At 64.0% G+C, this 24,141-nt stretch carries 25 protein-coding genes; 19 read left to right on the forward strand and 6 right to left on the reverse strand.

Going from position 1 to position 24,141, the window contains the following annotated elements; all coding sequences use genetic code 11:
• Nucleotides 1–104 precede the first annotated feature (104 nt).
• The 17 genes from fabD to C4K40_RS09235 all read left to right on the forward strand — a co-directional run bounded on the left by fabD (nt 105) and on the right by C4K40_RS09235 (nt 16,253).
• Nucleotides 105–1,043, forward strand: a complete 939-nt coding sequence (gene fabD / locus C4K40_RS09155; protein WP_053135808.1) for an ACP S-malonyltransferase — start codon at nt 105–107, stop codon at nt 1,041–1,043.
• Between the two features lie 16 nt (nt 1,044–1,059).
• Nucleotides 1,060–1,800 carry a 3-oxoacyl-ACP reductase FabG gene (gene fabG, locus C4K40_RS09160; RefSeq protein ID WP_022643173.1) on the forward strand — a complete coding sequence of 247 codons (741 nt, stop codon included), beginning with the start codon at nt 1,060–1,062 and terminating at the stop codon, nt 1,798–1,800.
• A 195-nt stretch (nt 1,801–1,995) separates the two neighbouring features.
• A complete protein-coding gene (acpP, locus tag C4K40_RS09165; RefSeq protein WP_004884578.1) occupies nt 1,996–2,232 on the forward strand; it encodes an acyl carrier protein in 237 nt (78 codons plus the stop codon).
• 113 nt (nt 2,233–2,345) lie between these two features.
• A complete protein-coding gene (gene fabF, locus C4K40_RS09170; protein ID WP_031321260.1) occupies nt 2,346–3,590 on the forward strand; it encodes a beta-ketoacyl-ACP synthase II in 1,245 nt (414 codons plus the stop codon).
• On the forward strand, nt 3,590–4,405 hold the full coding sequence (pabC, locus tag C4K40_RS09175; RefSeq protein WP_053135810.1) for an aminodeoxychorismate lyase: 816 nt from the start codon (nt 3,590–3,592) through the stop codon (nt 4,403–4,405). The genes fabF and pabC overlap by 1 nt, the downstream gene beginning before the upstream one ends.
• Nucleotides 4,406–4,408: 3 nt before the next feature.
• Nucleotides 4,409–5,578 carry an endolytic transglycosylase MltG gene (gene mltG / locus C4K40_RS09180; protein ID WP_022643176.1) on the forward strand — a complete coding sequence of 390 codons (1,170 nt, stop codon included), beginning with the start codon at nt 4,409–4,411 and terminating at the stop codon, nt 5,576–5,578.
• Between the two features lie 19 nt (nt 5,579–5,597).
• Nucleotides 5,598–6,230: a dTMP kinase gene (gene tmk / locus C4K40_RS09185; RefSeq protein WP_053135813.1), complete on the forward strand. Its 633-nt coding sequence runs from the start codon at nt 5,598–5,600 to the stop codon at nt 6,228–6,230.
• A complete protein-coding gene (locus C4K40_RS09190) occupies nt 6,223–7,209 on the forward strand; it encodes a DNA polymerase III subunit delta' (RefSeq protein ID WP_053135817.1) in 987 nt (328 codons plus the stop codon). The genes tmk and C4K40_RS09190 overlap by 8 nt, the downstream gene beginning before the upstream one ends.
• Before the next feature lie 84 nt (nt 7,210–7,293).
• Entirely contained in the window at nt 7,294–8,085 is a 792-nt protein-coding gene (locus C4K40_RS09195) for a TatD family hydrolase (RefSeq protein WP_053135820.1), read from the forward strand.
• Between the two features lie 738 nt (nt 8,086–8,823).
• Complete coding sequence (locus C4K40_RS09200; RefSeq protein ID WP_022643179.1) at nt 8,824–9,462, forward strand: TetR/AcrR family transcriptional regulator; 639 nt, start codon at nt 8,824–8,826, stop codon at nt 9,460–9,462.
• Between the two features lie 138 nt (nt 9,463–9,600).
• Nucleotides 9,601–10,569: a GTP 3',8-cyclase MoaA gene (locus C4K40_RS09205; protein ID WP_022643180.1), complete on the forward strand. Its 969-nt coding sequence runs from the start codon at nt 9,601–9,603 to the stop codon at nt 10,567–10,569.
• A gap of 101 nt (nt 10,570–10,670) precedes the next feature.
• On the forward strand, nt 10,671–11,273 hold the full coding sequence (locus C4K40_RS09210; protein ID WP_022643181.1) for a DUF4823 domain-containing protein: 603 nt from the start codon (nt 10,671–10,673) through the stop codon (nt 11,271–11,273).
• A 17-nt stretch (nt 11,274–11,290) separates the two neighbouring features.
• Entirely contained in the window at nt 11,291–11,854 is a 564-nt protein-coding gene (locus tag C4K40_RS09215) for a DUF1285 domain-containing protein (RefSeq protein WP_022643182.1), read from the forward strand.
• Nucleotides 11,855–12,004: 150 nt separating this feature from the next.
• Nucleotides 12,005–12,718, forward strand: a complete 714-nt coding sequence (locus C4K40_RS09220) for a GntR family transcriptional regulator (protein WP_031321263.1) — start codon at nt 12,005–12,007, stop codon at nt 12,716–12,718.
• Nucleotides 12,715–13,713: an ADP-ribosylglycohydrolase family protein gene (locus tag C4K40_RS09225; protein ID WP_022643184.1), complete on the forward strand. Its 999-nt coding sequence runs from the start codon at nt 12,715–12,717 to the stop codon at nt 13,711–13,713. The genes C4K40_RS09220 and C4K40_RS09225 overlap by 4 nt, the downstream gene beginning before the upstream one ends.
• Before the next feature lie 160 nt (nt 13,714–13,873).
• Nucleotides 13,874–15,340 carry a cytosine permease gene (locus C4K40_RS09230; RefSeq protein ID WP_022643185.1) on the forward strand — a complete coding sequence of 489 codons (1,467 nt, stop codon included), beginning with the start codon at nt 13,874–13,876 and terminating at the stop codon, nt 15,338–15,340.
• Entirely contained in the window at nt 15,333–16,253 is a 921-nt protein-coding gene (locus tag C4K40_RS09235; RefSeq protein WP_053135823.1) for a PfkB family carbohydrate kinase, read from the forward strand. The genes C4K40_RS09230 and C4K40_RS09235 overlap by 8 nt, the downstream gene beginning before the upstream one ends.
• Nucleotides 16,254–16,258: 5 nt before the next feature.
• On the opposite strand, the gene C4K40_RS09240 is transcribed toward C4K40_RS09235, so the two are convergent.
• The 4 genes from C4K40_RS09240 to C4K40_RS09255 form a co-directional block, all read right to left on the reverse strand.
• Nucleotides 16,259–16,639: a Rho termination factor N-terminal domain-containing protein gene (locus tag C4K40_RS09240; protein ID WP_022643187.1), complete on the reverse strand. Its 381-nt coding sequence runs from the start codon at nt 16,637–16,639 to the stop codon at nt 16,259–16,261.
• Nucleotides 16,640–16,700: 61 nt separating this feature from the next.
• Complete coding sequence (locus tag C4K40_RS09245; protein WP_053135826.1) at nt 16,701–17,027, reverse strand: hypothetical protein; 327 nt, start codon at nt 17,025–17,027, stop codon at nt 16,701–16,703.
• An 84-nt stretch (nt 17,028–17,111) separates the two neighbouring features.
• Complete coding sequence (locus C4K40_RS09250) at nt 17,112–18,326, reverse strand: MFS transporter (RefSeq protein WP_053135829.1); 1,215 nt, start codon at nt 18,324–18,326, stop codon at nt 17,112–17,114.
• Between the two features lie 114 nt (nt 18,327–18,440).
• A complete protein-coding gene (locus C4K40_RS09255; protein WP_022643190.1) occupies nt 18,441–19,082 on the reverse strand; it encodes an HD domain-containing protein in 642 nt (213 codons plus the stop codon).
• Nucleotides 19,083–19,260: 178 nt separating this feature from the next.
• Here C4K40_RS09255 and C4K40_RS09260 point away from each other — a divergent pair, with 178 nt between their 5' ends.
• A complete protein-coding gene (locus C4K40_RS09260; protein ID WP_022643191.1) occupies nt 19,261–19,740 on the forward strand; it encodes a GNAT family N-acetyltransferase in 480 nt (159 codons plus the stop codon).
• 49 nt (nt 19,741–19,789) lie between these two features.
• On the opposite strand, the gene C4K40_RS09265 is transcribed toward C4K40_RS09260, so the two are convergent.
• Entirely contained in the window at nt 19,790–20,842 is a 1,053-nt protein-coding gene (locus C4K40_RS09265; protein ID WP_053135831.1) for an NAD(P)-dependent alcohol dehydrogenase, read from the reverse strand.
• A 182-nt stretch (nt 20,843–21,024) separates the two neighbouring features.
• Between C4K40_RS09265 and C4K40_RS09270 the strand changes: the two genes are divergently transcribed.
• Complete coding sequence (locus tag C4K40_RS09270; protein ID WP_053135834.1) at nt 21,025–21,915, forward strand: AraC family transcriptional regulator; 891 nt, start codon at nt 21,025–21,027, stop codon at nt 21,913–21,915.
• A 52-nt stretch (nt 21,916–21,967) separates the two neighbouring features.
• Here C4K40_RS09270 and C4K40_RS09275 read toward each other — a convergent pair whose 3' ends face one another.
• A complete protein-coding gene (locus tag C4K40_RS09275; protein WP_022643194.1) occupies nt 21,968–23,632 on the reverse strand; it encodes an electron transfer flavoprotein-ubiquinone oxidoreductase in 1,665 nt (554 codons plus the stop codon).
• Nucleotides 23,633–24,141 lie beyond the last annotated feature (509 nt).

Below are 24,141 nucleotides of genomic sequence, written 5' to 3' on the forward strand. Positions count from 1 at the left end.
AAATGTGACCGCTCGGTACGATTGGCCATCCAACTGTCAGTTTCTTGCGTCCACTACGGTGTGACGTCAATTCTCCGACGACAAGATCATTAGGGGCTCGTTACATGTCTGCATCCCTCGCATTCGTCTTTCCAGGACAGGGCTCGCAGTCCCTCGGCATGTTGGCCGAGCTGGGCGCGCAGTACCCGTTGATCCTCGATACTTTCAAGGAAGCCTCCGATGCCCTGGGCTACGATCTCTGGGCTCTGACCCAGGAAGGTCCGGCGGAGCTGCTGAATCAGACCGACAAGACTCAACCCGCGATTCTCACCGCGTCCATCGCTCTGTGGCGCCTGTGGTTGGCCGAGGGCGGTGCGCGCCCGGCATTCGTTGCCGGCCACAGCTTGGGCGAGTACAGCGCCCTGGTCGCTGCCGGCAGCCTGACCCTGGCCGAGGCGGTCAAGCTGGTGGAGCGTCGTGGCCAGCTGATGCAGGAAGCGGTGCCGGCAGGGCAGGGCGCCATGGCGGCGGTCCTTGGCCTGGACGATGCCGACGTGGTGGCTGCGTGTGAAGAAGCGGCGCAAGGTGAAGTGGTCAGCGCGGTGAACTATAACTCCCCGGGCCAGGTGGTGATCGCCGGTGCCAAGGCTGCCGTGGACCGTGCCATCGAAGGTTGCAAGGCCCGTGGCGCCAAGCGTGCCATGCCGTTGCCGGTCAGCGTGCCATCCCACTGCGAGCTGATGCGCCCTGCGGCCGAGCGTTTTGCCGAGTCGATCGCCGCGATCGACTGGCAGGCTCCGCAGATCCCTCTGGTGCAGAACGTCAGCGCTGCGGTGGCGGTTGACCTGGATAGTCTCAAGCGCGATCTGCTGGAGCAGTTGTACAAGCCTGTACGTTGGGTCGAATCGGTGCAAACCCTGGCCGCCAGCGGTGCTACCGAGCTGGTTGAGTGCGGCCCGGGCAAGGTCCTGGCTGGCCTCAACAAGCGCTGCGCCGAAGGCGTTTCGACCTCTAACCTGAATACCCCGGATGCTTTCGCTGCCGCCCGCGCAGTGTTGGCCTGAACTAGGAGAAGCTTGCATGAGTCTGCAAGGTAAAGTTGCACTGGTGACCGGCGCCAGCCGTGGGATCGGCCAGGCCATCGCCCTCGAGCTGGGGCGCATGGGTGCCATCGTGGTGGGTACCGCCACTTCCGCCTCGGGTGCCGAGCGTATCGCTGCCACCCTCAAGGAAAACGGCGTTCAAGGCACTGGCCTGGAACTCAATGTCACCAGCGACGAGTCCGTGGCTGCGGTCCTGGCCAGCATCACCGAGCAGTTCGGTGCGCCGGCGATCCTGGTGAACAACGCCGGTATCACCCGCGACAACCTGATGATGCGCATGAAAGATGACGAGTGGTACGACGTGGTCGATACCAACCTCAATAGCCTGTATCGCCTGTCCAAGGGCGTCCTGCGCGGCATGACCAAGGCTCGTTGGGGTCGAATTATCAATATTGGCTCGGTTGTGGGTGCCATGGGCAACGCAGGCCAAGTAAACTACGCCGCCGCCAAGGCCGGCCTCGAAGGTTTCAGCCGTGCCCTGGCGCGGGAAGTAGGTTCGCGGTCGATCACTGTGAACTCGGTCGCTCCTGGTTTCATCGATACCGATATGACCCGCGAGCTGCCGGAAGCACAGCGTGAAGCCCTGCAGGCACAGATTCCGCTGGGCCGTCTGGGTCAGGCCCAAGAGATCGCGCAAGTGGTCGCTTTCCTGGCATCCGACGGTGCGGCATACGTTACTGGGGCTACAATCCCGGTCAACGGCGGGATGTACATGTGAGGCAAATGTGACGGATTGCTTCAAAAAAGTGTCATACGAGCTGTCTAAAATCCGTTATAAAGCTGCAATCTATTTATAGGCAGATGGCCAAAGGGTTGAGTGGTAAAGCTTTCGGTTGAAAAGCTGAAAAGCCTTTCTATACACTTACCCACTGGCCAGCTGCCTGAATTTGTCCATTAGGAGTGAAAACAAGGTATGAGCACCATCGAAGAGCGCGTCAAGAAAATCGTTGCTGAGCAACTGGGCGTTAAAGAAGAAGAAGTTGTTAACACCGCTTCCTTCGTTGAAGACCTGGGTGCCGACTCCCTTGACACCGTTGAGCTGGTGATGGCTCTGGAAGAGGAATTCGAGACCGAAATCCCTGACGAAGAAGCTGAGAAGATCACTACCGTTCAAGCAGCTATCGACTACGTTAACAGCCACCAGGCTTAATCGTTTGTAGTCGTATTTTGCTGTCATGGAAAAAACCGCACTGCCGTCACGGCGTGCGGTTTTTTCTTTAGGCCTGATGCAAAGAGTGTCGTCATTAGAAAAAGGAGAGTGCTGTGTCGCGTAGACGCGTCGTAGTCACCGGTATGGGTATGTTGTCGCCGCTGGGTACGGATGTACCGACTAGCTGGCAGGGCATTCTGGCTGGCCAAAGTGGCATCGGTCTGATCGAGCACACCGACCTTTCTGCCTATTCCACCCGTTTTGGCGGCTCGGTAAAGGGCTTCAATGTCGAGGAATATCTGTCGGCCAAAGAGGCCCGCAAGCTCGACCTGTTCATTCAATACGGCCTGGCGGCCGGTTTCCAGGCAGTACGCAATGCCGGCCTGGAAGTCACCGATGCCAACCGTGATCGCATCGGCGTGGCCATGGGTTCGGGTATTGGCGGTCTGACCAATATCGAAGAAACCAGCCGCACCCTGCACGACTCCGGCCCGCGACGGATTTCTCCGTTCTTCGTGCCCGGTTCGATCATCAACATGATTTCCGGTTTCCTGTCCATTCACCTTGGGCTCCAGGGACCGAACTACGCCATTTCCACGGCGTGCACCACGGGCACCCACTGCATCGGCATGGCTGCGCGCAACATTGCCTACGGCGAAGCCGACGTGATGATTGCCGGTGGCGCCGAGATGGCCGCTTGCGGCCTGGGCATGGGTGGTTTTGGCGCCTCCCGTGCGCTGTCGACCCGCAACGACGAACCGACCCGCGCCAGCCGGCCGTGGGACAAGGGGCGTGATGGCTTCGTGCTGTCCGATGGTTCCGGCGCCCTGGTCCTGGAAGAGCTGGAGCATGCCAAGGCGCGTGGTGCCACCATCTATGCCGAGCTGATCGGTTTTGGCATGAGTGGTGACGCCTACCACATGACTTCGCCACCCGCCGATGGCGCCGGTGCTGCCCGTTGCATCGCCAATGCCTTGCGCGACGCGAAGATCAATGCCGACCAAGTGCAGTACATCAATGCCCATGGCACTTCGACGCCTGCTGGCGACCTGGCGGAAGCCGAAGCGATCAAGAGTGTGTTCGGCGACCACGCCTACAAGCTCGCGGTCAGCTCCACCAAGTCCATGACTGGCCACCTGTTGGGTGCCGCCGGGGCGATCGAGGCGATCTTCAGCGTGCTGGCGATCAACAGCCAGGTCGCGCCGCCCACCATCAACCTGGATGAGCCCGATGAAGGCTGCGACCTGGATTTCGTGCCGCACACTGCGCGCAGCATGGATATCGATGTCGTGCTGTCCAACTCCTTCGGTTTTGGCGGTACCAACGGCTCCCTGGTATTCCGTCGGTTTTCCGAGTGATGCACGGCTGGGTCGACGGTCGTCCGGCTGACGCTCTGTCGCTCAAGGACCGTGGCCTGGCCTACGGCGATGGTCTGTTCGAGACCATCGCCGTCAGATCCGGCAAGCCGCTGCTGCTCGAGCGGCACTTGCAGCGCCTGGTCGAAGGCTGCCGGCGCCTGGCCCTGGTGACGGATCCGGAGCTGGTGCGCAGCGAAGTGCTGGCCTACGCCCAAGCCCTGGATGAAGGGGTACTCAAGCTGATCCTGACCCGGGGCGATAGCCTGCGCGGCTACGCGGCCGATCCTGCGGCGCCGGCGCGGCGGATCCTCCAGGGCGGCGCCTTGCCGGCCTACCCGGCGGCCCATGCCGCACAAGGGATTCAGCTGTTTCCTTGTGCCACGCGCCTGTCCGAGCAGCCCTTGCTGGCTGGCCTCAAGCACCTCAACCGCCTGGAGCAGGTCCTGGCCCGTGCCGAATGGCGCGATAGCGAGCATGCCGAAGGCTTGATGCTCGATGGCGCCGGGCGCGTGATCGAGGGGGTGTTCAGCAATCTGTTCCTGGTCGCTGGAGGACAGCTGCTGACGGCGGACCTGAGCCGGTGTGGCGTGGCCGGGGTGATGCGCGGCGAAATCCTCGCCCAGGCCCAGCTGCAAGGCATTCCCGTGGCGATCACCGATATCAGTCTCGAGCAGTTGCGGCAGGCTGATGAAGTCTTCGTGTGCAACAGCGTCTATGGCATCTGGCCGGTACTGTGCTGCGCCGGGATGCGCTGGTCGGCGGGACCGCTCACCCGTAAACTGCAGGGCATTACCCGCGCACTACTGGATGCTTGATTCGTGAGACGTAAATTACTGCTCCTGCTGGAAACCGGACTGGTCCTGGCAGGGCTGCTGCTGGGTGTCAGTGCCTGGAAACTGAACTCGGCCCTGGAACAACCGTTGAACCTGAGCCAGGAACAACTGCTCGATGTTCCCGCCGGCTCCACCCCCACCGGAACCTTCAATCGCCTGCAAGCCGACGGTGTGATCCAGGATGCTTTCTGGTTGCGCCTGTATTGGCGTTTCAATCTGCCGGGCCAGCCCCTGCACAGTGGTGAGTACCGCATGACCCCGGGCATGACGGCCCAGGGCCTGATCGGTGTCTGGCAGCGCGGCGAGGTGGTGCAATACAGCCTGACCCTGGTGGAGGGCTGGAACTTCCGCCAGGTCCGCAATGCCCTGGCCAAGAGCGACAAGTTGCAACAAACCCTGGCCGGTCTCAGCGACGCCCAGGTGATGGAAAAACTCGGCCACGGCGGGGTGTTTCCCGAGGGGCGGTTCTTTCCCGATACCTATCGCTTCGTCCGGGGCATGAGCGATGCCGAGCTCCTGGCCAAGGCCTACGACCGCCTGGACAGCGTGCTGGCCAAGGAGTGGGACAAGCGCGCCGAGGATGCTCCCTATGCCGATCCCTACCAGGCGCTGATCATGGCCTCCCTGGTGGAGAAGGAAACCGGAGTGCCCCAGGAGCGTGGGCAGATTGCCGGTGTGTTCGTGCGCCGGATGCAGATCGGCATGCTGCTGCAGACCGATCCCACAGTGATCTACGGCCTGGGTGAGCGCTACACCGGCAAGTTGACCCGGGCTCACCTGAAGGAGGCGACGCCCTACAACACCTATGTGAACGCCGGCCTGCCACCGACGCCGATTGCCATGGTGGGGCGCGAGGCGATCCACGCCGCGCTCAACCCGGTGCCGGGCAAGAGCCTGTACTTCGTCGCTCGCGGAGATGGCAGCCATGTGTTCTCCGATGACCTGGACGCCCACAACAGCGCCGTGCGCGAGTTCCAAATCAAGCGCCGTGCCGACTATCGTTCCAGCCCGGCTCCGACCGCCAGCCCGGCGGCTCCCGAGGCGCCGAGTCCGAGCGCCGCGCCGGAGCAGGCACCGGCCGAGGTTGAGCCGACTCCAACGGCGCCAGCGGCCGTTCCTGCCGAGCCTGGGCAAACGCCGAAAAGCCCGCAATGAATTTGATCAAGGACTGCCCGTGACTGGTTTGTTTATTACCCTGGAAGGCCCGGAAGGCGCCGGCAAGAGCACCAACCGCGAGTACCTCGCCGAGCGCCTGCGCGCAGCGGGCATCGAGGTGGTGTTGACCCGCGAGCCGGGTGGCACGCCCCTGGCCGAGCGGATTCGCGAGGTGCTGTTGACTCCGGCCGACGAGATCATGAATGCCGACACCGAGCTGTTGCTGGTATTCGCTGCCCGGGCCCAGCACCTGGCAACGGTGATCCGCCCGGCGCTGGAGCGCGGTGCAGTGGTGCTCTGCGATCGCTTCACCGATTCGACCTATGCCTACCAGGGCGCCGGTCGCGGCTTGAGCCTGGCACGGATCGAGGCCCTGGAAGATTTCGTCCAGGGCCCGCTGCGCCCGGACTTGACCCTGGTCTTCGACCTGCCGGTGGAAGTCGGCCTGGCGCGTGCCAGTGCCCGCGGTCGACTGGATCGTTTCGAGCAGGAAGGCCGGGAGTTCTTCCAGAAGGTTCGCCAAGCCTTCCTCAAGCGTGCCCAAGCCGCTCCCGAGCGTTATTTTCTGGTGGATGCGTCCCAGCCCCTGGCCGAGGTCCAGCGCTCCCTGGATGGCTTGCTGCCGCAGTTGCTGGAGCGCGCCCGTGGCTGACGTCTTCCCCTGGCAGGATGGCCTTTGGCAGCAACTGGCGGGGCGTACCCAGCATGCCCATGCCTACCTCCTGCATGGTCCGGCGGGTATCGGCAAGCGGGCCCTGGCCGAGCGCCTGATGGCCCGGCTGCTGTGCCAGCGCCCGGAGGGCCTGGAGGCCTGTGGCCAGTGCAAGTCTTGCCTGCTGTTGCAGGCCGGCAGCCATCCGGACAACTACATCCTGGAGCCCGAGGAAGCCGACAAGCCGATCAAGGTCGATCAGGTTCGCGACCTGGTGAGCTTCGTGGTCCAGACCGCGCAGTTGGGCGGGCGCAAGGTGGTGCTGATCGAGCCGGTGGAGGCGATGAACATCAATGCCGCCAACGCCCTCTTGAAGAGCCTCGAAGAACCTTCCGGGGACACCGTGCTGTTGCTGGTCAGCCACCAGCCCAGCCGATTGCTGCCGACCATCAAGAGCCGCTGCGTGCAGCAGGCGTGCCCGTTGCCCAGCGAGGCCATGAGCATGCACTGGCTGGCCGCTGCCTTGCCCGAATGCAGCGACGAGGAGCGGGTAGAGTTGCTGACCCTGGCCGCCGGTTCGCCCCTGGCCGCCGTCAGCCTGCACACCCAGGGCGCGCGCGAGCAGCGGGCGCAGGTGGTGGAAGGGGTGAAGAAGCTGCTCAAACAGCAGCAATCGCCGACCCAACTGGCCGAGTCCTGGAACGCCGTGCCGTTGTTGTTGCTGTTCGACTGGTTCTGCGACTGGTCGAACCTGATCCTGCGCTACCAACTGACCCAGGATGAGCAAGGCCTGGGGCTGGCGGACATGCGCAAGGTGGTGCAGTACCTGGCGCAGAAGTCCGCCCAGGCCAAGGTGCTGGCCATGCAGGACTGGATCCTGGCCCAGCGGCAGAAGGTGCTGAACAAGGCCAACCTCAACCGGGTGCTGCTGCTCGAGGCGCTGCTGGTGCAATGGGCGGCGTTGCCTACCCAGAACTGACGCCCGGCGCCTAGAATCAGTTCTTTCCCTGGTCGGATGCAGTTATCCGGCCTTTTCATTTATCGGATGCAAGTTGTCGCGCCTATGCTCGTAGATTCCCATTGCCACCTTGATCGCCTCGACCTGGCCGCCCATGACGGCTCCCTGGATGCCGCGCTGGCGGCGGCCCGCGAGCGCGGCGTCGGACACTTCCTGTGCATCGGTGTCAGCGCCGACAATGCCGCGGACGTGAGGGCCCTGGCCGATCGTTATGACGATGTCGACTGTTCGGTGGGGGTGCATCCTTTGGATGTGCAGCCTGGGGCCGCGCCGGCGCTGGACTGGCTGCTGGACGAACTGAACCATCCACGGGTGGTGGCCATCGGCGAGACCGGCCTGGACTATCACTACGAGCCCGAGGCGGCCGAGCTGCAGCAGGCGTCCTTCCGCCTGCATCTGCAGGCGGCCCGGCAGACCGGCAAGCCGGTGGTGGTGCATACCCGTGGCGCGCGGGCCGATACCCTGGCCTTGCTGCGTGAAGCAGCGCTGCCCAATGCCGGGGTCTTGCACTGCTTCACCGAGGACTGGGACATGGCCAAGGCGGCCCTGGACCTGGGGTTCTATATTTCCCTGTCGGGGATCGTCACCTTCCGCAATGCCGACGCCTTGCGTGATGTGGCCCGGCAAGTACCGGCCGATCGGCTGCTGGTGGAAACCGATTCCCCCTACCTGGCGCCGATTCCCTATCGCGGCAAACCCAACCTGCCGCAGTACGTGCGTGAAGTGGCGGAGTTCCTGGCGATGTTGCGCGGCGAGTCCTACGAGGCCTTTGCCGCACAGACCACGGCGAACTTCAAGCGGCTGTTCCCCCTGGCGCGGGTCAAGGAGCAGGCCTGATCCTGCCCTGGCCTGGAGGAATTCCAGGCAAAAAAAACCCGGGTTCTGGGGGGTGAATCCGGGTTAAGACCATTAGGAGTAAAACTTAGGCGCGCGGTCCTTCGGCACCTAGATCGGCGTTTCACTTGGGGGAGATGTCCCGCCGACAGTTCAAGTATTGATCAGGATCGGGTTCAGTCCAGTTTGCCTTGTCCGTTTCTTAAACAAATTTGGAATACGGGCGCTTCGCTTGAGTTCTCACTTTCGGCGCAAGCCGGATCTTGCTCGATAATTTGCCGAAATTGCCTGGATATCCCTCGGTTTTCCACGAAATAATCACTCCTCGCCTTTTGTCTTGAGCGTCACTGGGCATAGGCTGTTCCCCTGGTGGGCATCGATGCTGTTGATGTAATCGGCTTGTGGCCAGGGCAGAGCATGCTGTCGTGGCTGATTGAGAACGCGACTCGTTGCCTGGTTTTCGTCAAGGACCAGCCCTGGCCAGGGGTAGCGGTTCCCGTTGCGGGGGAACGAAGACTTCGTGGTCTGTTCCGGGGCTTGGAGTTGCCTGGTGTTTTTTCCTGGAACCGGTTGCCGACCCCGTATTCATGGCCTATACCGGCTTTTCCAGGCCTTCCGGGGCGCTGGCGGTGAGTTGGGTTTTATGCCTGAAGCAGCAGCAACGATGGATGATCCGTGCATTTTGGCGCAAGTTAGGCATAATACGCGGCTTCGATTTTGACCCCGAACAGATCTTTTCTTATGCAGAAAGAACCTCGTAAGGTCCGTGAGTTTCGCCGCCGCGAGCAAGAAATTCTCGATACCGCGCTCAAGCTGTTCCTCGATCAAGGTGAAGACAGCGTCACTGTCGAGATGATTGCGGATGCCGTGGGTATCGGCAAAGGGACCATCTACAAGCATTTCAAGTCCAAGGCGGAGATCTACCTGCGCCTGATGCTCGACTACGAGCGCGACCTGAACGAGTTGCTGCACTCTGCCGATGTCGACAAGGACAAGGAAGCCCTGTCCCGGGCCTACTTCGAGTTCCGCATGCGTGACCCGCAGCGCTATCGGCTGTTCGACCGCCTGGAAGAAAAGGTGGTCAAGGGCAACCAGGTACCGGAGATGGTCGAGGAGCTGCACAAGATCCGTGCTTCCAACTTCGAACGCCTGACCCTGCTGATCAAGGGCCGCATCAGCGAAGGCAAGCTGGAAGACGTACCGCCGTACTTCCACTACTGCGCTTCCTGGGCATTGGTGCATGGCGCGGTGGCGCTGTATCACTCGCCGTTCTGGAGCAATGTCCTGGAAGATCAGGAAGGCTTCTTCCAGTTCCTGATGGACATCGGCGTGCGCATGGGCAACAAGCGCAAGCGCGACCCCGACACCTCCGGCAGCTGAGCCCGCCCGCCTTGGGATTGCGCCATCAGGATCTGTATGGCGCAGTGCCCGAGGAATATACTCAGGCATGGGACTTGTCAAAACCTGATTTTTGAGTCAGGTTTTGCGCGCCTTTCCCTTCCTTCGCCGGAGTCATCCATGATCGTTGACCGTCAAGGCAGGCGCTTTCGCAATCTGCGGATCAGCCTGACGTCAGCCTGCAATTACGCCTGTACCTACTGCGTGCCCAACGGCAAGCGGCTGGTGGCCGCCCAGGACGAGTTGTCGGCCGAGGCGATGGCACGCGGCGTGGCCTACCTGATCGAGGCGGCGGGCATCGAGCGCCTGCGTATCACCGGTGGCGAACCCCTGGTCAGTCCCAAGCTGGAAGCCTTCATGGGCGCGGTGGGGCGCATGGGCCTGGAAGACATCAGCCTGACCACCAATGGCCAGCTACTGGCCCGCAAGCTGCCGCTGCTGGTGGATGCCGGTATCCGCCGCATCAACGTTTCCCTCGACACCCTGGACGCCGCGGCCTTTCGCGGTATCGCCCGTGGCGGCGACCTGGCCACGGTGCTCGACGGCCTGGGGCAGGCGCGGGCCGCGGGATTGAAGATCAAGGTCAACATGGTGCCGTTGCGCGGGCAGAACCTGGACCAGGTCATGCCGTTGCTCGATTACTGCCTCGAGCAGGGGTATGAGCTGCGCTTCATCGAGTTGATGCGCATGGGCCACCTGGCCAGCGACAACAACGCCTTCCTGCAGCAATTCGTCAGCCTGCGGCAATTGCTGGACCTGATCGGCCAGCGCTACGAGTACCTTCAGGCTGACGCGCCGGTGGATGCCACGGCCGTGCGCTACCAGATTCCCGGCCTTGGCCACTTCGGCGTGATCGCCAACGAAAGCGTGCCGTTCTGTCGGACCTGCTCGCGCCTGCGGCTGTCGTCCACCGGCTGGTTGCACGGTTGCCTGTCGTCGAGCAATCGCCACTATGTCGGCGACCTGCTGGACAAGCCACGGCACCAGGCCTTGCCAGCCTTGCAACGGCTGCTGGTCAAGGCCCTGGGCGACAAGCAGGATGTGGCCTTCTCAGGTGGTGCCACGGTGATGAAGATCATCGGTGGTTGATCCTCTTGCGCAAACGCTGCCCTGCAAGTGCGGAGCTGGCGCGGAAGCTGCATCTCGTGGCCATTCGCCGGTTTTCCGTCACCGGATCTTGGAGGGGTAGGATGCGTAGCCTGGTTTTGCTGCTGGCCTTTTTGGCGCTCGGCGGCTGCATGAATGTCAGTGATATGGGTGAGGGGGTGCGCTACCACCTGAGCGACGCGGGTGTGCTCGATCACAGCGATACCCGTCGCACCAGCTCGTTCCGCATTCAGCCTGATTCGTACATTTTCATCGCCCAGGGGCATTTCGTGCCGCCTGGCAATGCCTATCCACGGCCCAACGTAGTGGCCGAAGAGGCCTTCAACGGTTTCGTCGAGTATTTCCCCATGGTTCGCCGGGCCCGCGCTCCGGAAGGTCTCAACGAGGCCATGGCCGAGGCCCGCAGCCAGGGTGCGCACTACCTGCTCTATGCGCGTTTCGCCAAGGCCGACGATCGCATCGGCAACTCCGATGAGTGGCTGGACCAGGAAGCGGTGGACCGTCTTGGCATCGACACCAGCACCATCCAGATCATGTTGATCGAAACCAGCACCCAGTATCTGATCGATTCGGCACGGATTCGCAGTCGCGGCGGTTTACTGACGTTCCACGATAACAAGCCACAAGACTTGCTCGGCCCGCCCTTGCAGCAATACGCTCGTAGCCTGTTGGGTCTGAGCGACTGATTGACGAGGAGGGTGGCATGAGTGGTCCAGGCAAAGCCAATGATCTGCTGGCGCAGATTCCCAAGGCCGAAAAAGGCCTGCCACCGGTCCATTCATGGAACCCCGATTTCTGCGGCGATATCGACATGCGTATCGCCCGCGACGGCACCTGGTACTACCTGGGCACTCCCATCGGCCGCAAGCCCATGGTCAAGTTGTTCTCCACCATCATCCGCCGCGATGGCGACGACTATTTCCTCGTCACTCCGGTGGAGAAGGTGGGGATCAAGGTCGACGATGCGCCCTTCGTCGCCGTGACCCTCGAGGTGCAAGGGCAGGGTGAAGACCAGGTGCTGCGCTTTGCCACCAATGTCGATGAACAGGTGTGTGCCGGCAACCAGCACCCGCTGCGGGTGGCCATCGATCCCCGGACCCAGGAGCCGGCGCCATATATCCTGGTTCGACACAATCTGGAGGCGCTGATCCACCGCAACGTCTTCTATCAGTTGGTGGACCTGGCGCAGACCCGCATCCTCGATGGCCAGAGCTGGCTCGGGGTGTGGAGCGACGGAGTGTTCTTCCCCATCGGCCAGGAGCCCTAGCCCTCCGGGATCCGTTCCAGGCTGCCAGCCGTCGCAGGCTCGCCGGGAAATGAACGGGCGCAAGCCGCCCGGTCGCCTCGGGGACGTTTCGAACTGTTGTAAGAAGATATTTCTTGCTCTTCCTCGGATGTTTCATGTATCAAGCCGGACATGATCAAACATGTCCGATTCGATAAGAAAAAAAGGGTGGTCGACGAACTGATCCGGCGCATTGAAAGCGGTCTGATGGAAGACGGCTCTCAACTGCCGGGCGAGCATCGCCTGGCCGAGGAATTCGGTGTCAGTCGCGGCACCTTGCGCGAGGCCCTGGCCGAGCTCAAGCGTCGCAACTACATCGCCACGCAAAGCGGGGTCGGTTCCATCGTCACCTTCGACGGTGTCGCCCTGGACCAGAACCACGGTTGGGCCCAGGCGCTGGCCGACAGCGGGGCACTGATCAATACCGAGGTGCTGCGCCTGGAGGCGATCTGCCGCCCGGATCTCAAGCATCGCCTGGGTACCGATCAGTTCATCGCCCTGGATCGGCGCCGGCGCAGCACCGATGGCCGGGTGTTGTCCCTGGAGCGCTCGCTGATCCCCGCATCCGGTGGGCTGGAAGGCCTGCCCCGGGTCGGCCTGATCGATGATTCCCTGACCATAACCCTGGCTGCCTACGGCTATATCGGCGAGCGTGGCGACCAGTGGATCGGCGCCGAGCCGCTGAGCGTCGAAGATGCCGAACTGCTGGGGCGCGCCACAGGAGAGGTGTTCCTCAAGGCCCTGCGCACGACTTACGACCGCCAGGGGCGTTTCATGGAGCAGGTCGAGAGCCTGCTGGATCCGCAGCATTTCCGCATGCACCTGCAATTTGGAGAGTCCCAGTGAGCCCGCTGCAGCGGGCACTTGGCGCTTTTTATGGACTGGCCCTGGGCGACGCCCTGGGCATGCCCACCCAATCCCTGAGTCGTGAGCAGATCCTGCAGCGCTTCGGGACCATCCATACCCTGGAGGACGCCGGCCCGGACCAGCCGATCGCCGCCAACATGCCCAGGGGTTCGATCACCGACGACACCGAGCAAGCCATCCTGGTGGGCCAGTTGCTGGTCCGCGGCCACGGGCGGATCGCGCCCCAGGAGCTGGCCCAGAGCCTGATCGACTGGGAAGCGGCGATGCAGGCCAGAGGCTCCCAGGACCTGCTCGGCCCTTCCACCAAGCACGCTATCGAAATGATCCTCGCCGGCCACTCGGTGGAGGAGGCGGGGCGCTACGGCACCACCAACGGCGCGGCCATGCGGATCACCCCGGTGGGCATCGCCAGCGACGTGGCGGCGCCCGAGACATTCATCCGGGCGGTGGTCCAGGCCTGCCAGGTGACCCACAACACCAGCCTGGGCATCGCCAGTGCCGCCGCTGTCGCGGCAGTGGTCTCCGCTGGTATCAATGGTGCGTCCCTGGGCGACGCCCTGGCCCTGGGCCGGCAGATCGCCAACCAGGCCGAGGTGCAGGGGCACTGGGTGGCCGGTGCGAGCATGGCGGCCCGGCTGCAATGGGCCGCGACCCTGGGTGTGGCTGGCGACAAGGCCGGATTCGCCCAGACCCTGTATGAACTGGTCGGTACCTCGGTGGCTTCCCAGGAGTCGGTGGTGGCCAGCTTCGCCCTGGCCGGGCAAGTGGCGCAGGGCCGGTTGGAGCCGTTCGAGGCCCTGTGCATGGCGGCCAGCCTGGGCGGCGATACCGATACCATCGCGGCGATCCTCGGCGCCATGCTCGGTGCCTGCCAGGGCTTGCAGTGCTGGCCTGGCGAGCTGATCGCCCTGTTGCGGCAAGTCAATGGGCTGGACCTGCAGCCTCTGGTAGAACAACTGCTGGCCCTGCGCTGAGTCGCCGGGCTTGTTGCTGCATCGTCGGCAAGCTGCCGATCGTCAGGGAAAGCCCGGTGCCTGCCAGACCACGCAGGCGCCGGATATGGCCGGGAATGCCGGGACGTTCAACGACTTCCGAAATTGCCTGACACCACAACAATGGCAAGGAGCGTCAAACATGAGTTCATCGACAGGCGGGCAGGGTGCCGGGCAACTGGAGACCCGGGGGATCGAGCCGGTTCCCGAGGCGGAGTGCAACGGTCATCCGCTGCAACTGTTCTGGGTCTGGTTCGCGGCCAACATCAGCATCCTGGGCTTGCCCCTCGGGGCGACGCTGGTGGCTTTTCGTGGGTTGTCGATCTGGCAGGTGCTGTTGGTGGCGATCCTCGGGTCGGTGGGGTCGTTCGCGGTGGTCGGCCTGATCTCCGTGGCTGGCCGACGGGGACGGGCGCCAAGCCTGACCCTGTCCCGGGCCATCTTCGGTGTGCGTGGCAACATCGGCCCGACCCTGGTGTCGATGCTGTCCCGGGTGGGCTGGGAAACGGTCAATACCACCACTGCGGCCTTCGTCCTGCTGTCCCTGAGCTCGATCCTCTTCCAGACCCCGGCCTCGGCCAAGGACGCACCGCTGCTGACCTTGCTGTTCATCGCCATCTTCGTCCTGCTGACCCTGAGCGTGTCCGGCCTGGGCCATGCCACCTTGCTGCTGATCCAGAAGTGGGCGACCTACGGCTTCGGTGCGTTGAACGTGCTGGTGGGCGGTTTTCTCTGTGCCACCATCGACTGGACGGCGGTGTTCAACGCGTCGCCGGCGCCCATGAGCGCGATGATCATAGGCATTGGCACCATGGCCGCCGGCACCGGGATCGGCTGGGCCAGCTCCGGCGCGGACATGTCGCGCTACCAGCAGCGCTCGGTCACTGCCGGCCGCCTGGTGGCCTCGGCGGCCTTTGGCGCCGGCATCCCGTTGGTGCTGCTGATCACCCTGGGCGGGCTGCTATCGGTGGGCAATGACCACCTGGCGTCGGCGGTGGATCCGATCATCGCCATCCGTGACATGCTGCCGACCTGGATGGCGGTGCCATACCTGGTTGCCGCCTTTGGCGGGTTGCTGCTATCGAACAACCTGTCGGTGTATTCCGCCGGGCTCACCGCCCTGACCCTGGGCCTCAAGGTCAAGCGCGTCTATGCGGTGCTGGTGGACATCGTGGCGATCTTCATCGGCTCGATCTACTTCATGCTGATCGCCGACAGCTTCTATGGCCCCTTCATCAGTTTCATTTCCCTGCTGGCGGTACCCATCACCGCCTGGGTGGGGATCTTCGTGATGGATCTGGTCCACCGTCACCACTACAGCGCCGCCGACTTGCTGGATGTCAGCCCCACCAGTGCCTACTGGTACCAGGGCGGCATCGAGTGGCGGGCGTTTGGCGCCTGGGTGCTGGCCATCGTCCTGGGGTTCTGCTTCACCAGCATCGGTACCACCGCCGAGGATGTCTGGTTCACCGGGCCGCTGGCTGATTCCTGGCTGGGCCAGAACGGCCTGGGCTGGGTCATCACCTTCCTGGTAGCCGGTGGCGGTTATGGGCTCCTGGGCGGGGCTCGCGATCGACGCGCCGCTTTCATCGAGCAGGCCAATGCCTAGGTTGCTGCACAGCGGCCAGGTCATCGTCGACCTGGTCATGGACGTGCCCGGCCTGCCGTCACCAGGCGGCGATGTGCTGGCCCGGTCGGCGAACTTCGAGGCCGGTGGCGGTTTCAATGTCATGGCGGCGGCGGCGCGCAGCGGTATGCCGGTGGTCTATCTCGGCCGTCATGGCCAGGGTCGCTTCGGCGACCTGGTACGCGCGGCGATGCAGGCCGAAGGCATTCGCCTGAGCCTGGCTTGCAGCCCCGGTGCCGACACTGGTGTGTGCGTGGCGCTGACCGATGACAGTGCCGAGCGCACCTTCATCTCCCATATCGGCGCCGAGGGCGAGTTGTCGGCCGAGGACCTGGCCCAGGTAACGGTGACAGCCACAGACTACTTGTACGTCAGTGGCTACAGCCTGTTGCAGGCGCACAAAGCCCAGGCCCTGCTCGACTGGTTGCTGGAGCTACCGGCCACGCTGCCGCTGATGTTCGACCCGGGGCCGCTACTGGCTTTGGTGGAACCGGCGCTGCTGGCGGCCTTGCTGCCCCGGGTGGATATCTGGAGCAGCAATCGCGCCGAGGCCCTGCAGTTCACCGCTAGCCAGGACATCGCCGAGGCCATGCTGCGGCTGGCCCCGCAACTGGCCCGCGAGGCATTGATGGTGCTGCGCGACGGTGCCCAGGGTTGCTGGCTCAACCAGCAGGGCGAGGCGGTGCGGGTACCTGGATTTGCAGTCGAGGCGGTGGACAGCAACGGTGCCGGTGATGCCCACGCCGGGGTGTTCATCGCCGCGCTGGCCGCTGGCCTCGCACCCCTGGCCGCCGCGCGCCGGGCCAATGCGGCGGCGGCCCTGGCGGTGACGCGCCGGGGGCCGGCCACCGCTCCTCGCAGCGCCGAGGTGGATGTGCTGCTGCGGACCGGTTGAAGGCTTCAGCCGGCCTTGCGCAGGGCCTCGATCAACTCCTGCTTGCGCATCCGCGAGCGTCCCGCAATGTTCTTCACCCGCGCTTCCTGGAGCAGGCTGTCCTTGCTCTGGGTGGCCAGCGACGCCTTGCTGTTACGCGGGTGGCCCTCGCGGCTCGCGGCTGCGCGCCGGGCTGAGTCGCTGCGGGCCCGGGCCTTGTCCGCCGGGTGCTTGTCCCTGCCGGAGCCTCCGGCCCGCTCGCCACCGCCGGACTGCTTGTTGACCGTGGCCCAGGCCCTGGCTTCGGCCTCTTCCGGGGGCAGGCCGCGTTCTTCATAGCTGGCCTCGATGGCCGCCGCCTTGCGGCGCTGGGCCAGGGTGTACTTGGCTTTGCTTCCTCGAGTCATGGCATCTTTCCTCTTGGATCCTGGCAATCAGGACTGGCTGGATGACAGCGCGAATGGCCCGTTACTGACTGCTGCCTTCGGAGCCCGAGCCGCCGGTGGTGGTCTTGGAGCCGGTACCGCTCTTGCCGTTGTCCGGCGTCCCGGAGTCCAGGGTGCCGGCGCCGCCCTGGCGGCCGTTGTCGTTGCCCTGGATCCGTGGATCGGTGCCGGTGGCTGGTGGCAACGAGCCCTCGTCCATGGTCGGCGGGTTGATGTTGATCTTCGGTGAGCCTTGGGTGGCCGGGGACTTGGGGCCTTCCACGGGGTTGGTGGGGCCGGTGGAGCCGGCCACGGCCGCGCTGGACAACAGCCCGGCCAGGACCAGGGCAGAGAGTTGGACCTTGATCATGATGTCGCCTCCATTCGTTAGAGTCGCTACCTGATATTGGTCCGCCCGGACGGGGCCTTGGTGCCGGGGACGCGACGAACGGTGTCAGGTTTCCCGGGCCTGGAGTCGCTGGCGCTGCCGCCAGCCCAGGCGTCCGAGGCTGATCAGCCAGTTCAGCACGGCGATCGCCAGGACGGTGGATAGCAGGGCCTGGATGCCGGAGCCGACGATGAGCCTGCCGGCCAGCCAGGGGAAGCCGAACACGCCGATGAAATACGCCAGGCTGAACAGCAGCAATGCCTGCGAGGTGTGGCCCGGTGGCGCTTCATTGGCTGCCTGGCCGTTGATCACCGAGTAGGTCAAGCCATAGCCGACCCCGAGCACCATGGCAGCCAGCAAGTAGCTGGTGCTGCTGTCCACGACGAACAGCAACAGCAGGACCGCCACCACCATCAGCCCCGACAGCAGGCAGGCGGCGCGGTACGGATCACGCTTGACCACCAGGCCGGCCAGCAGCATCCGGCTGGCGATGGCCGCGCTCATGAAACCGATGAAGAACAGCGAGTAATCCACGCCCCTGGAGGGGCCGTAGCTGGTCTGGAAACTCGACAAGCCGCCGAAGACGCAACCGCCCAGGCCCACCATCAGGATCGGCAGCGACGCCCCGGACCTGAGGACGCGGGCACTGCCACTCCAGGTGATTCGTGCCGCAGTGGCCTGCAGGTGGTTGGCCTGGTTGCGCAACTGGCCAGCCAGCCTCCAGAAGATCAGCACGCCCAGCAGGCTGGCTGCCGCAGCGATGAAAAAGGCGCTGCTCAACGGATAGCCCAGGGCACTGGCCAGGCGCCCCAGCAGTGGCGCGCTGCCGATGCCGGTCATCATGCTGCCCGAGAGCAGGGCGAAGTAGCGGGCTCGGTGGGCCGGCTCCACCAGCATGGCGACGATGATCGGGCCCAGGGTATAGAACACCCCCCAGCCCAGCCCCAGGAGCAGGCCGAACCCCAGCAGCACCGGGCCAACCCCCGGGCTCAGGGCGAACCCCAGGCAGGCCACGGCCAGCAGGCTGCCGAAGCAGGCCACCGAGCGGGCGGCGCCGAGCCAGTCCGAAAGGTGGCCGGATCCGATCACCGCGGCGAAAGTGCTGAGCATCGCCACGGCAATCACTTGGCCGGCGTCCTGTTCGTTGCCGCCGTGGCTGCCGATCAGCAACGCCAGGAGGAAGGTCGAGCCATAGGACAGCGATAACAGGTAGCTGCCCAGGCAGAGCAAGCCGAACACCGGGCCGGGGACGCGGGTGGCCGGGATAGAACAGGGGGACATGCAGGCGCCTCTTTATGCTTGTGGTTATGCGGGGCTTTCTAGCATGACGGTGGCGGGTGTTGGTTGTATTCCTCGCTGCCTCAGGGTTAGCCGGCAGCGGAGTAAGAGCGGGCGCTATTGGCCGATTTCCTCCAGCAGCTCCTGGCGAAAGCGTACGAGGCGCTCATGCCGGACCTGGGCCAGGCGGCTGCCGGCGGCGGTCTGGAAACCTTCGGCCAAGTGCAGCAGCTTGCTTTGGAAGTGGTCCAGGGTGAAGCGCGAGTCATCCAGTTCGCGGTGGTTGGCGCGTGGGTCGGCCGGGTCATACAGGGCCCGCCCCAGGCGCCCCGAGACATAAAAGGTGCGAGCCACGCCGAGCGCGCCCAGGGAGTCGAGACGATCGGCATCCTGGAGGATTCGCGCTTCCAGGGTGGTCGGCGTCAGTCCTGCGGAAAAACTGTGGGTGGCGATGGCATGGGCCACGGCCTCGATATCGCTGGCGCTCCAGTGCAGGTCGGCCAGGATCTGCCGCGCCCGCTCTGCCGAGAGCCGTGACGCCTGGGAGCGCAGCGGCGAGCTTTTTTCCACGTTCACGCAGTCATGGAGCAGAGTCGCGGCCAGCAACAGGCGCAGGTCGCCGCCTTCCTCTGCGGCGATACGCCGGACGTTGCTCCACACCCGATACAGGTGGGACAGGTCGTGGGCGCCGTCGTCGTGGGGCTCGAAGGCATGGGGCAGCAGGCTGGCGGCCAAGGACTCCAGGGGCGCGAAAGTCATGGGCAGGCTCCGGTTGGCGGTTGGGCCGTCACTCTAACCGCTGGCGCCGGTGGTGATAAGTGTCGATGGGGGCAAGGCCGGTACGGAGCATGGATGGCCGATGGCGGAGAAATGCCCGTGCATGTCTTTCGGCTGTCGTTTTAATATGGCCGACCTGATTCCGCCATGAGACCCGCCGATGACCGTCGAAATTCGCCCTGCGCTGCCCAGCGATGCCCTGCAGATCCTTGCGTTCATCACCGAACTCGCCGACTACGAGCGAGCCCGTCACGAGGTGATCGCCAGCGTCGCCGACATCGAGCGCAGCCTGTTCAGCGAAGGCGCCACGGCCCATGGCCTGATGTGCCTGCGCGACGGCGTACCGATCGGTTTTGCGGTGTTCTTCTTCAGCTATTCCACCTGGCTGGGCAGCAACTGCCTGTACCTGGAGGATCTCTACATCACCCCCGAGCAGCGTGGGGGAGGGGCCGGCAAGCAACTGTTGCGGCACCTGGCGCAGATCGCCTGCGACAACGACTGCGGGCGTTTCGAGTGGAGTGTGCTGGAGTGGAATGAACCGGCGATCCAGTTCTACAAGTCCCTGGGCGCGCAGCCCCAGGAGGAGTGGGTCAAGTACCGCATGGATGGCGAGGTGCTGCGCGCCTTCGCCCGGGGTTGAGGCGCGGGCGCCAGCGATCCGGGTCGCTGGCGCCGTACTTCAGGGTGACTCAGCCCTTGAGGGTCGCCATGTCGATCACGAAGCGGTATTTCACGTCGCCCTTGATCATGCGCTCGTAGGCCTGGTTGATCTGGCGGATATCCAGCATCTCGATGTCGCAACGGATGCCGTGCTCGGCGCAGAAATCCAGCACTTCCTGGGTTTCGGCGATGCCGCCGATCAACGAGCCGGCCAGCACCCGGCGGCCCATCACCAGCTTGCCGGCGTGCAGTGCCGGGTCCACCGGTTCGATCAGGCCCACCAGGATGTGCACGCCGTCAAAGCGCAGGGTATCGAGGTAGGGATTGAGATCGTGGGCCACCGGGATGGTGTCCAGGAGGAAGTCGAACTGCCCGGCCGCGGCCTGCATCTGCGCCGGGTCGGTGGACACGACCACGTGATCCGCGCCTTGTTGCCGGGCTTCCTCGGCCTTGCTCGCCGAGCGGGTGAACAAGGTCACTTCGGCCCCCAGGGCCTTGGCGAACTTGATGCCCATGTGGCCCAGGCCGCCCATGCCGAGAATCCCCACCTTGTCCCCGGCCTTGACGCCGTAGTGCTTGAGCGGCGAGTAGGTGGTGATGCCGGCGCAGAGGATCGGCGCGGCGCTGGCCGGGTCCAGGGACTCGGGGATGCGCACCACGAAATGCTCGCTGACCACGATGCTGTCGGAGTAGCCACCCATGGTGTTGCTGCCATCGACCCGGTCTGGCGAGGCATAGGTCAAGGTCGGACCCTGCAGGCAGTATTGTTCCAGGTTGGCGGCGCAGGCCTCGCACTGGCGGCAGGAGTCCACCATGCAGCCGACGCCGACCAGGTCGCCGACCTTATGCAGGTTGACGCTGGAGCCGACGGCGGTGACCCGGCCGATGATTTCATGGCCCGGCATCAGCGGGTACACGGCGATGCCCCATTCGTTGCGGGCCTGGTGGATGTCGGAGTGGCAGACGCCGCAGTAGAGGATCTCGATGGCCACGTCGTCCGGGCGCGGGCTGCGCCGCTGGAAGCTCATGGGGGCGAGGGGAGTGGTGGCCGACTGGGCGGCATAGCCGATGGCGGTGTACATGGTGAACCTCGCAAAGCGCTGACAAGTGAGGCGGCGCATTGTCGGCGCGAGGCTTGCGGGCAACCATGGCGATTCCTCGGCATGTCATGCCTATTCCTCCGCCATCGACGGTTTTCACGGGGCATTGGCCAACGGACCTGCGATGATGCTGGTATCCCCTCTCTTGCATGAAGTTTGCCCATATGTTGTTGACCCGCCATCTGGACGCCAATGCCCCCCTGGTCGCGCTGCTCGAGCCCCTGGCCAGTCGCGAGGGCTTCGCCGCTACTGCCTTGCCCGGGATCCAGGTGCTGCGGGCCAGTCGCGATGTGGCCCGGGGGCCGCAGATCTACGAGCCGAGCCTGATGATCATCGTCCAGGGCAGCAAGCTGGCCTACCTGGGCACCCGGACCCTGGAGTACGGCGCCGGGCATTACCTGATCCAGGCGCTGTCGGTGCCCTTCGAGTGCGAAACCTTCGCCTTGCCCAACGCGCCGCTGCTGGGAATCTCCATCGGTATCGACCGCGCCATGCTCAGGGAGCTGGTGCTGGCCATGGGCATCGGCGATGGGCCGGCTGCTGCGGCGCAGACCCTGGAGTCCATGACCTCGGTGGTCCTCGACGACAGCATGCGCGGTTGCGTGGAGCGCTTGTTGCGCTGCCTGCACGATCCCCTGGAGTGCAAGGTCATGGGACCGGCGCGGGTCCGTGAGCTGCTGTTCGCTGCCTTGCGCGGACCCCAGGCCGAAGCCTTGCGGGCACTGGTGGAGCAGCAGGGGCATTTCGCCCGGGTCGCCGCCTCGCTCAACCATTTGCACCAGCACTACACCGAGCCGTTGAACGTCGAGACCCTGGCCCGCTGCGCCAATATGAGTACTTCGACCTTCCATGAGCATTTCAAGCGCAGCACCTTGTTGTCGCCGGTGCAGTACCTCAAGCGCTTGCGGTTGCTCAAGGCCCAGCAATTGCTGCTGGGCGAGGGGTTGGGCGTGGCCCAGGTGGCTCATCGGGTGGGATACCAGAGCACCTCGCAATTCAGCCGCGAGTACAAGCGCTACTTCGAGCGCAGCCCTGGGGATGAGCGCGTAGCTTGAATGCTGGAATGAAAAAGGCCCCCATTTGGGGGCCTTTTCGCAGGGCGTCGACTTACATGTTCGGGTAGGTCGGGCCGCCGGAACCTTCCGGGGTAACCCAGGTGATGTTCTGCGCAGGGTCCTTGATGTCACAGGTCTTGCAGTGCACGCAGTTCTGGGCGTTGATCTGGAAGCGCTTCTCGCCGTCTTCCTGGGTGACCACTTCGTACACGCCGGCCGGGCAGTAGCGCTGGGCTGGCTCGTCGTACAGCGGCAGGTTGCGGCCCAGGGGGATGCTCGGGTCGGTGAGCTTCAGGTGGCAAGGCTGTTCTTCTTCATGGTTGGTGCCGGAGATGAACACCGAGCTCAATTTGTCGAAGCTCAGCTTGCCGTCGGGTTTCGGGTAGTCGATCTTCACGCAGTCCTTGGCCAGCTTGAGGCAGGCGTAGTCCGGCTTGGTGTCGTGCAGGGTGAACGGCAGCTTGCCGCCGAACAGGTTCTGATCGACCCAGTTGAAGCCGCCACCGACGATGGCGCCGAACTTGTGGATCGCCGGGCCGAAGTTGCGGCTGGCGAACAGCTCGTCATGCAGCCAGCTGGACTTGAATGCGCTGACGTAGCTGTTGAGCTCGTCGGCGCCTTCGGAACCGGCCAGCAGCGCATCGGCCACGGCATCGGCGGCCAGCATGCCGGACTTCATGGCGGTGTGGCTGCCCTTGATCTTGGCGAAGTTCAGGGTGCCCAGGTCGCAGCCGATCAGCGCGCCGCCCTTGAACACCATCTTCGGCAGCGAGTTCAGGCCACCCTTGCAGATGGCACGGGCGCCGTAGCTGATGCGCTTGCCGCCTTCCAGGTATTGCTTGAGCACCGGGTGGTGCTTGAGGCGCTGGAATTCATCGAACGGCGACAGGTAGGTGTTGGCGTAGGACAGGTCGACGATCAGGCCGACCACCACCTGGTTGTTCTCCAGGTGATAGAGGAAGGAGCCGCCGGTGTTCTCGGTGCCCATGATGTCCAGCGGCCAGCCGGCGGTGTGTACCACCAGGCCCGGTTGGTGCTTGGCCGGGTCGATTTCCCAGATTTCCTTGAGGCCGATGCCGTAGTGCTGGGCGTCGGCGTCGCTGTCCAGGTTGAAGCGCTTGATCAGCTGCTTGCCGATATGGCCACGGCAGCCTTCGGCGAACAGGGTGTACTTGCCGCGCAGCTCCATGCCCGGGGTGTACATGCCGTCCTTGGGATGGCCTTCGCGATCCACGCCCATGTCGCCGGTGAGGATGCCGCGAACCACGCCGTTTTCGTCGATCAGGGCTTCCTGGGCGGCGAAGCCTGGGTAGATTTCCACGCCCAGGTTCTCGGCCTGCTGGGCCAGCCAGCGGCACAGGTTGCCCAGGGAAATGATGTAGTTGCCTTCGTTGTGCATGGTCTTGGGCACAAAGAAGTCGGGAACTTTGGTGGCGGCTTCGCCGTTGCGCAGGACATAGATGTCGTCGCGGGTGACCGGGGTGTTGAGCGGGGCGCCCAGTTCCTTCCAGTCAGGGAAGAGTTCGTTCAGGGCCCGTGGTTCGAACACGGCGCCGGAAAGGATGTGGGCACCGACTTCGGAGCCTTTTTCAACGACGCAGACGCTGATTTCCTTGCCTGCTTCTGCAGCCTTCTGCTTCAGGCGGCAAGCGGCGGACAAGCCTGCGGGGCCGGCACCGACGATGACTACGTCGAATTCCATGTATTCGCGTTCCACTAGGCTATCTCCTACTCAAGGCTCAACGGTTTTTTCTAATTGGAGGTTTGGCATTGCGTCCCGCTTTCTCCCATCGCCGATGGGGGGAGAGGGGAGGGACGGCCGACCTTTCTCTCTGGGCGGCGCATTATATCTACACCACTCCTAGCGTCCAATACAAACGTTTGTTTGAAATTGCCGCAGGCCAGGTAAATCAAAGAAGCGCGGCTCATGAACGGCCATTTTGCCGTATTGACCGGAAAAGGTGTTCCGGTCAAGATACGGTCGGTTTTGCGCTCGCCGTAGGCTGACTGTTGGTCTCAAGAGCACCTCTAAAGACAGGGCAAAGGCAGTGAAGGTGATGCGCCGCGCAGCTTGAAGGTGCGCAGTTTACACGCCGCGATAATGAATGACTCGTCGGTCGCCACTGACGAACGGTCATCGTCCCGTGAGCAAGGTCAACCTTAGTGTGCCGGCGTTTTTGGAGGTGCCCTTGTGCCGATGAGCATCAACCGCCAGGTTCTCGCCTA

The sequence above is a fragment of the Pseudomonas sp. CMR5c genome (assembly GCF_003850545.1).
Classification (GTDB): Bacteria; Pseudomonadota; Gammaproteobacteria; order Pseudomonadales; family Pseudomonadaceae; genus Aquipseudomonas; species Aquipseudomonas piscis.

Coding starts and splice junctions, on each gene's coding strand:
- fabD (WP_053135808.1), top strand. CDS start 105: ATGTCTGCATCCCTCGCATTCGTCTTTCCAGGACAGGGCTCGCAGTCC.
- fabG (WP_022643173.1), top strand. CDS start 1,060: ATGAGTCTGCAAGGTAAAGTTGCACTGGTGACCGGCGCCAGCCGTGGG.
- acpP (WP_004884578.1), top strand. CDS start 1,996: ATGAGCACCATCGAAGAGCGCGTCAAGAAAATCGTTGCTGAGCAACTG.
- pabC (WP_053135810.1), top strand. CDS start 3,590: ATGCACGGCTGGGTCGACGGTCGTCCGGCTGACGCTCTGTCGCTCAAG.
- C4K40_RS09195 (WP_053135820.1), top strand. CDS start 7,294: ATGCTCGTAGATTCCCATTGCCACCTTGATCGCCTCGACCTGGCCGCC.
- C4K40_RS09200 (WP_022643179.1), top strand. CDS start 8,824: ATGCAGAAAGAACCTCGTAAGGTCCGTGAGTTTCGCCGCCGCGAGCAA.
- C4K40_RS09205 (WP_022643180.1), top strand. CDS start 9,601: ATGATCGTTGACCGTCAAGGCAGGCGCTTTCGCAATCTGCGGATCAGC.
- C4K40_RS09210 (WP_022643181.1), top strand. CDS start 10,671: ATGCGTAGCCTGGTTTTGCTGCTGGCCTTTTTGGCGCTCGGCGGCTGC.
- C4K40_RS09215 (WP_022643182.1), top strand. CDS start 11,291: ATGAGTGGTCCAGGCAAAGCCAATGATCTGCTGGCGCAGATTCCCAAG.
- C4K40_RS09220 (WP_031321263.1), top strand. CDS start 12,005: ATGATCAAACATGTCCGATTCGATAAGAAAAAAAGGGTGGTCGACGAA.
- C4K40_RS09230 (WP_022643185.1), top strand. CDS start 13,874: ATGAGTTCATCGACAGGCGGGCAGGGTGCCGGGCAACTGGAGACCCGG.
- C4K40_RS09235 (WP_053135823.1), top strand. CDS start 15,333: ATGCCTAGGTTGCTGCACAGCGGCCAGGTCATCGTCGACCTGGTCATG.
- C4K40_RS09240 (WP_022643187.1), bottom strand. CDS start 16,639: ATGACTCGAGGAAGCAAAGCCAAGTACACCCTGGCCCAGCGCCGCAAG.
- C4K40_RS09245 (WP_053135826.1), bottom strand. CDS start 17,027: ATGATCAAGGTCCAACTCTCTGCCCTGGTCCTGGCCGGGCTGTTGTCC.
- C4K40_RS09250 (WP_053135829.1), bottom strand. CDS start 18,326: ATGTCCCCCTGTTCTATCCCGGCCACCCGCGTCCCCGGCCCGGTGTTC.
- C4K40_RS09255 (WP_022643190.1), bottom strand. CDS start 19,082: ATGACTTTCGCGCCCCTGGAGTCCTTGGCCGCCAGCCTGCTGCCCCAT.
- C4K40_RS09260 (WP_022643191.1), top strand. CDS start 19,261: ATGACCGTCGAAATTCGCCCTGCGCTGCCCAGCGATGCCCTGCAGATC.
- C4K40_RS09265 (WP_053135831.1), bottom strand. CDS start 20,842: ATGTACACCGCCATCGGCTATGCCGCCCAGTCGGCCACCACTCCCCTC.
- C4K40_RS09270 (WP_053135834.1), top strand. CDS start 21,025: ATGTTGTTGACCCGCCATCTGGACGCCAATGCCCCCCTGGTCGCGCTG.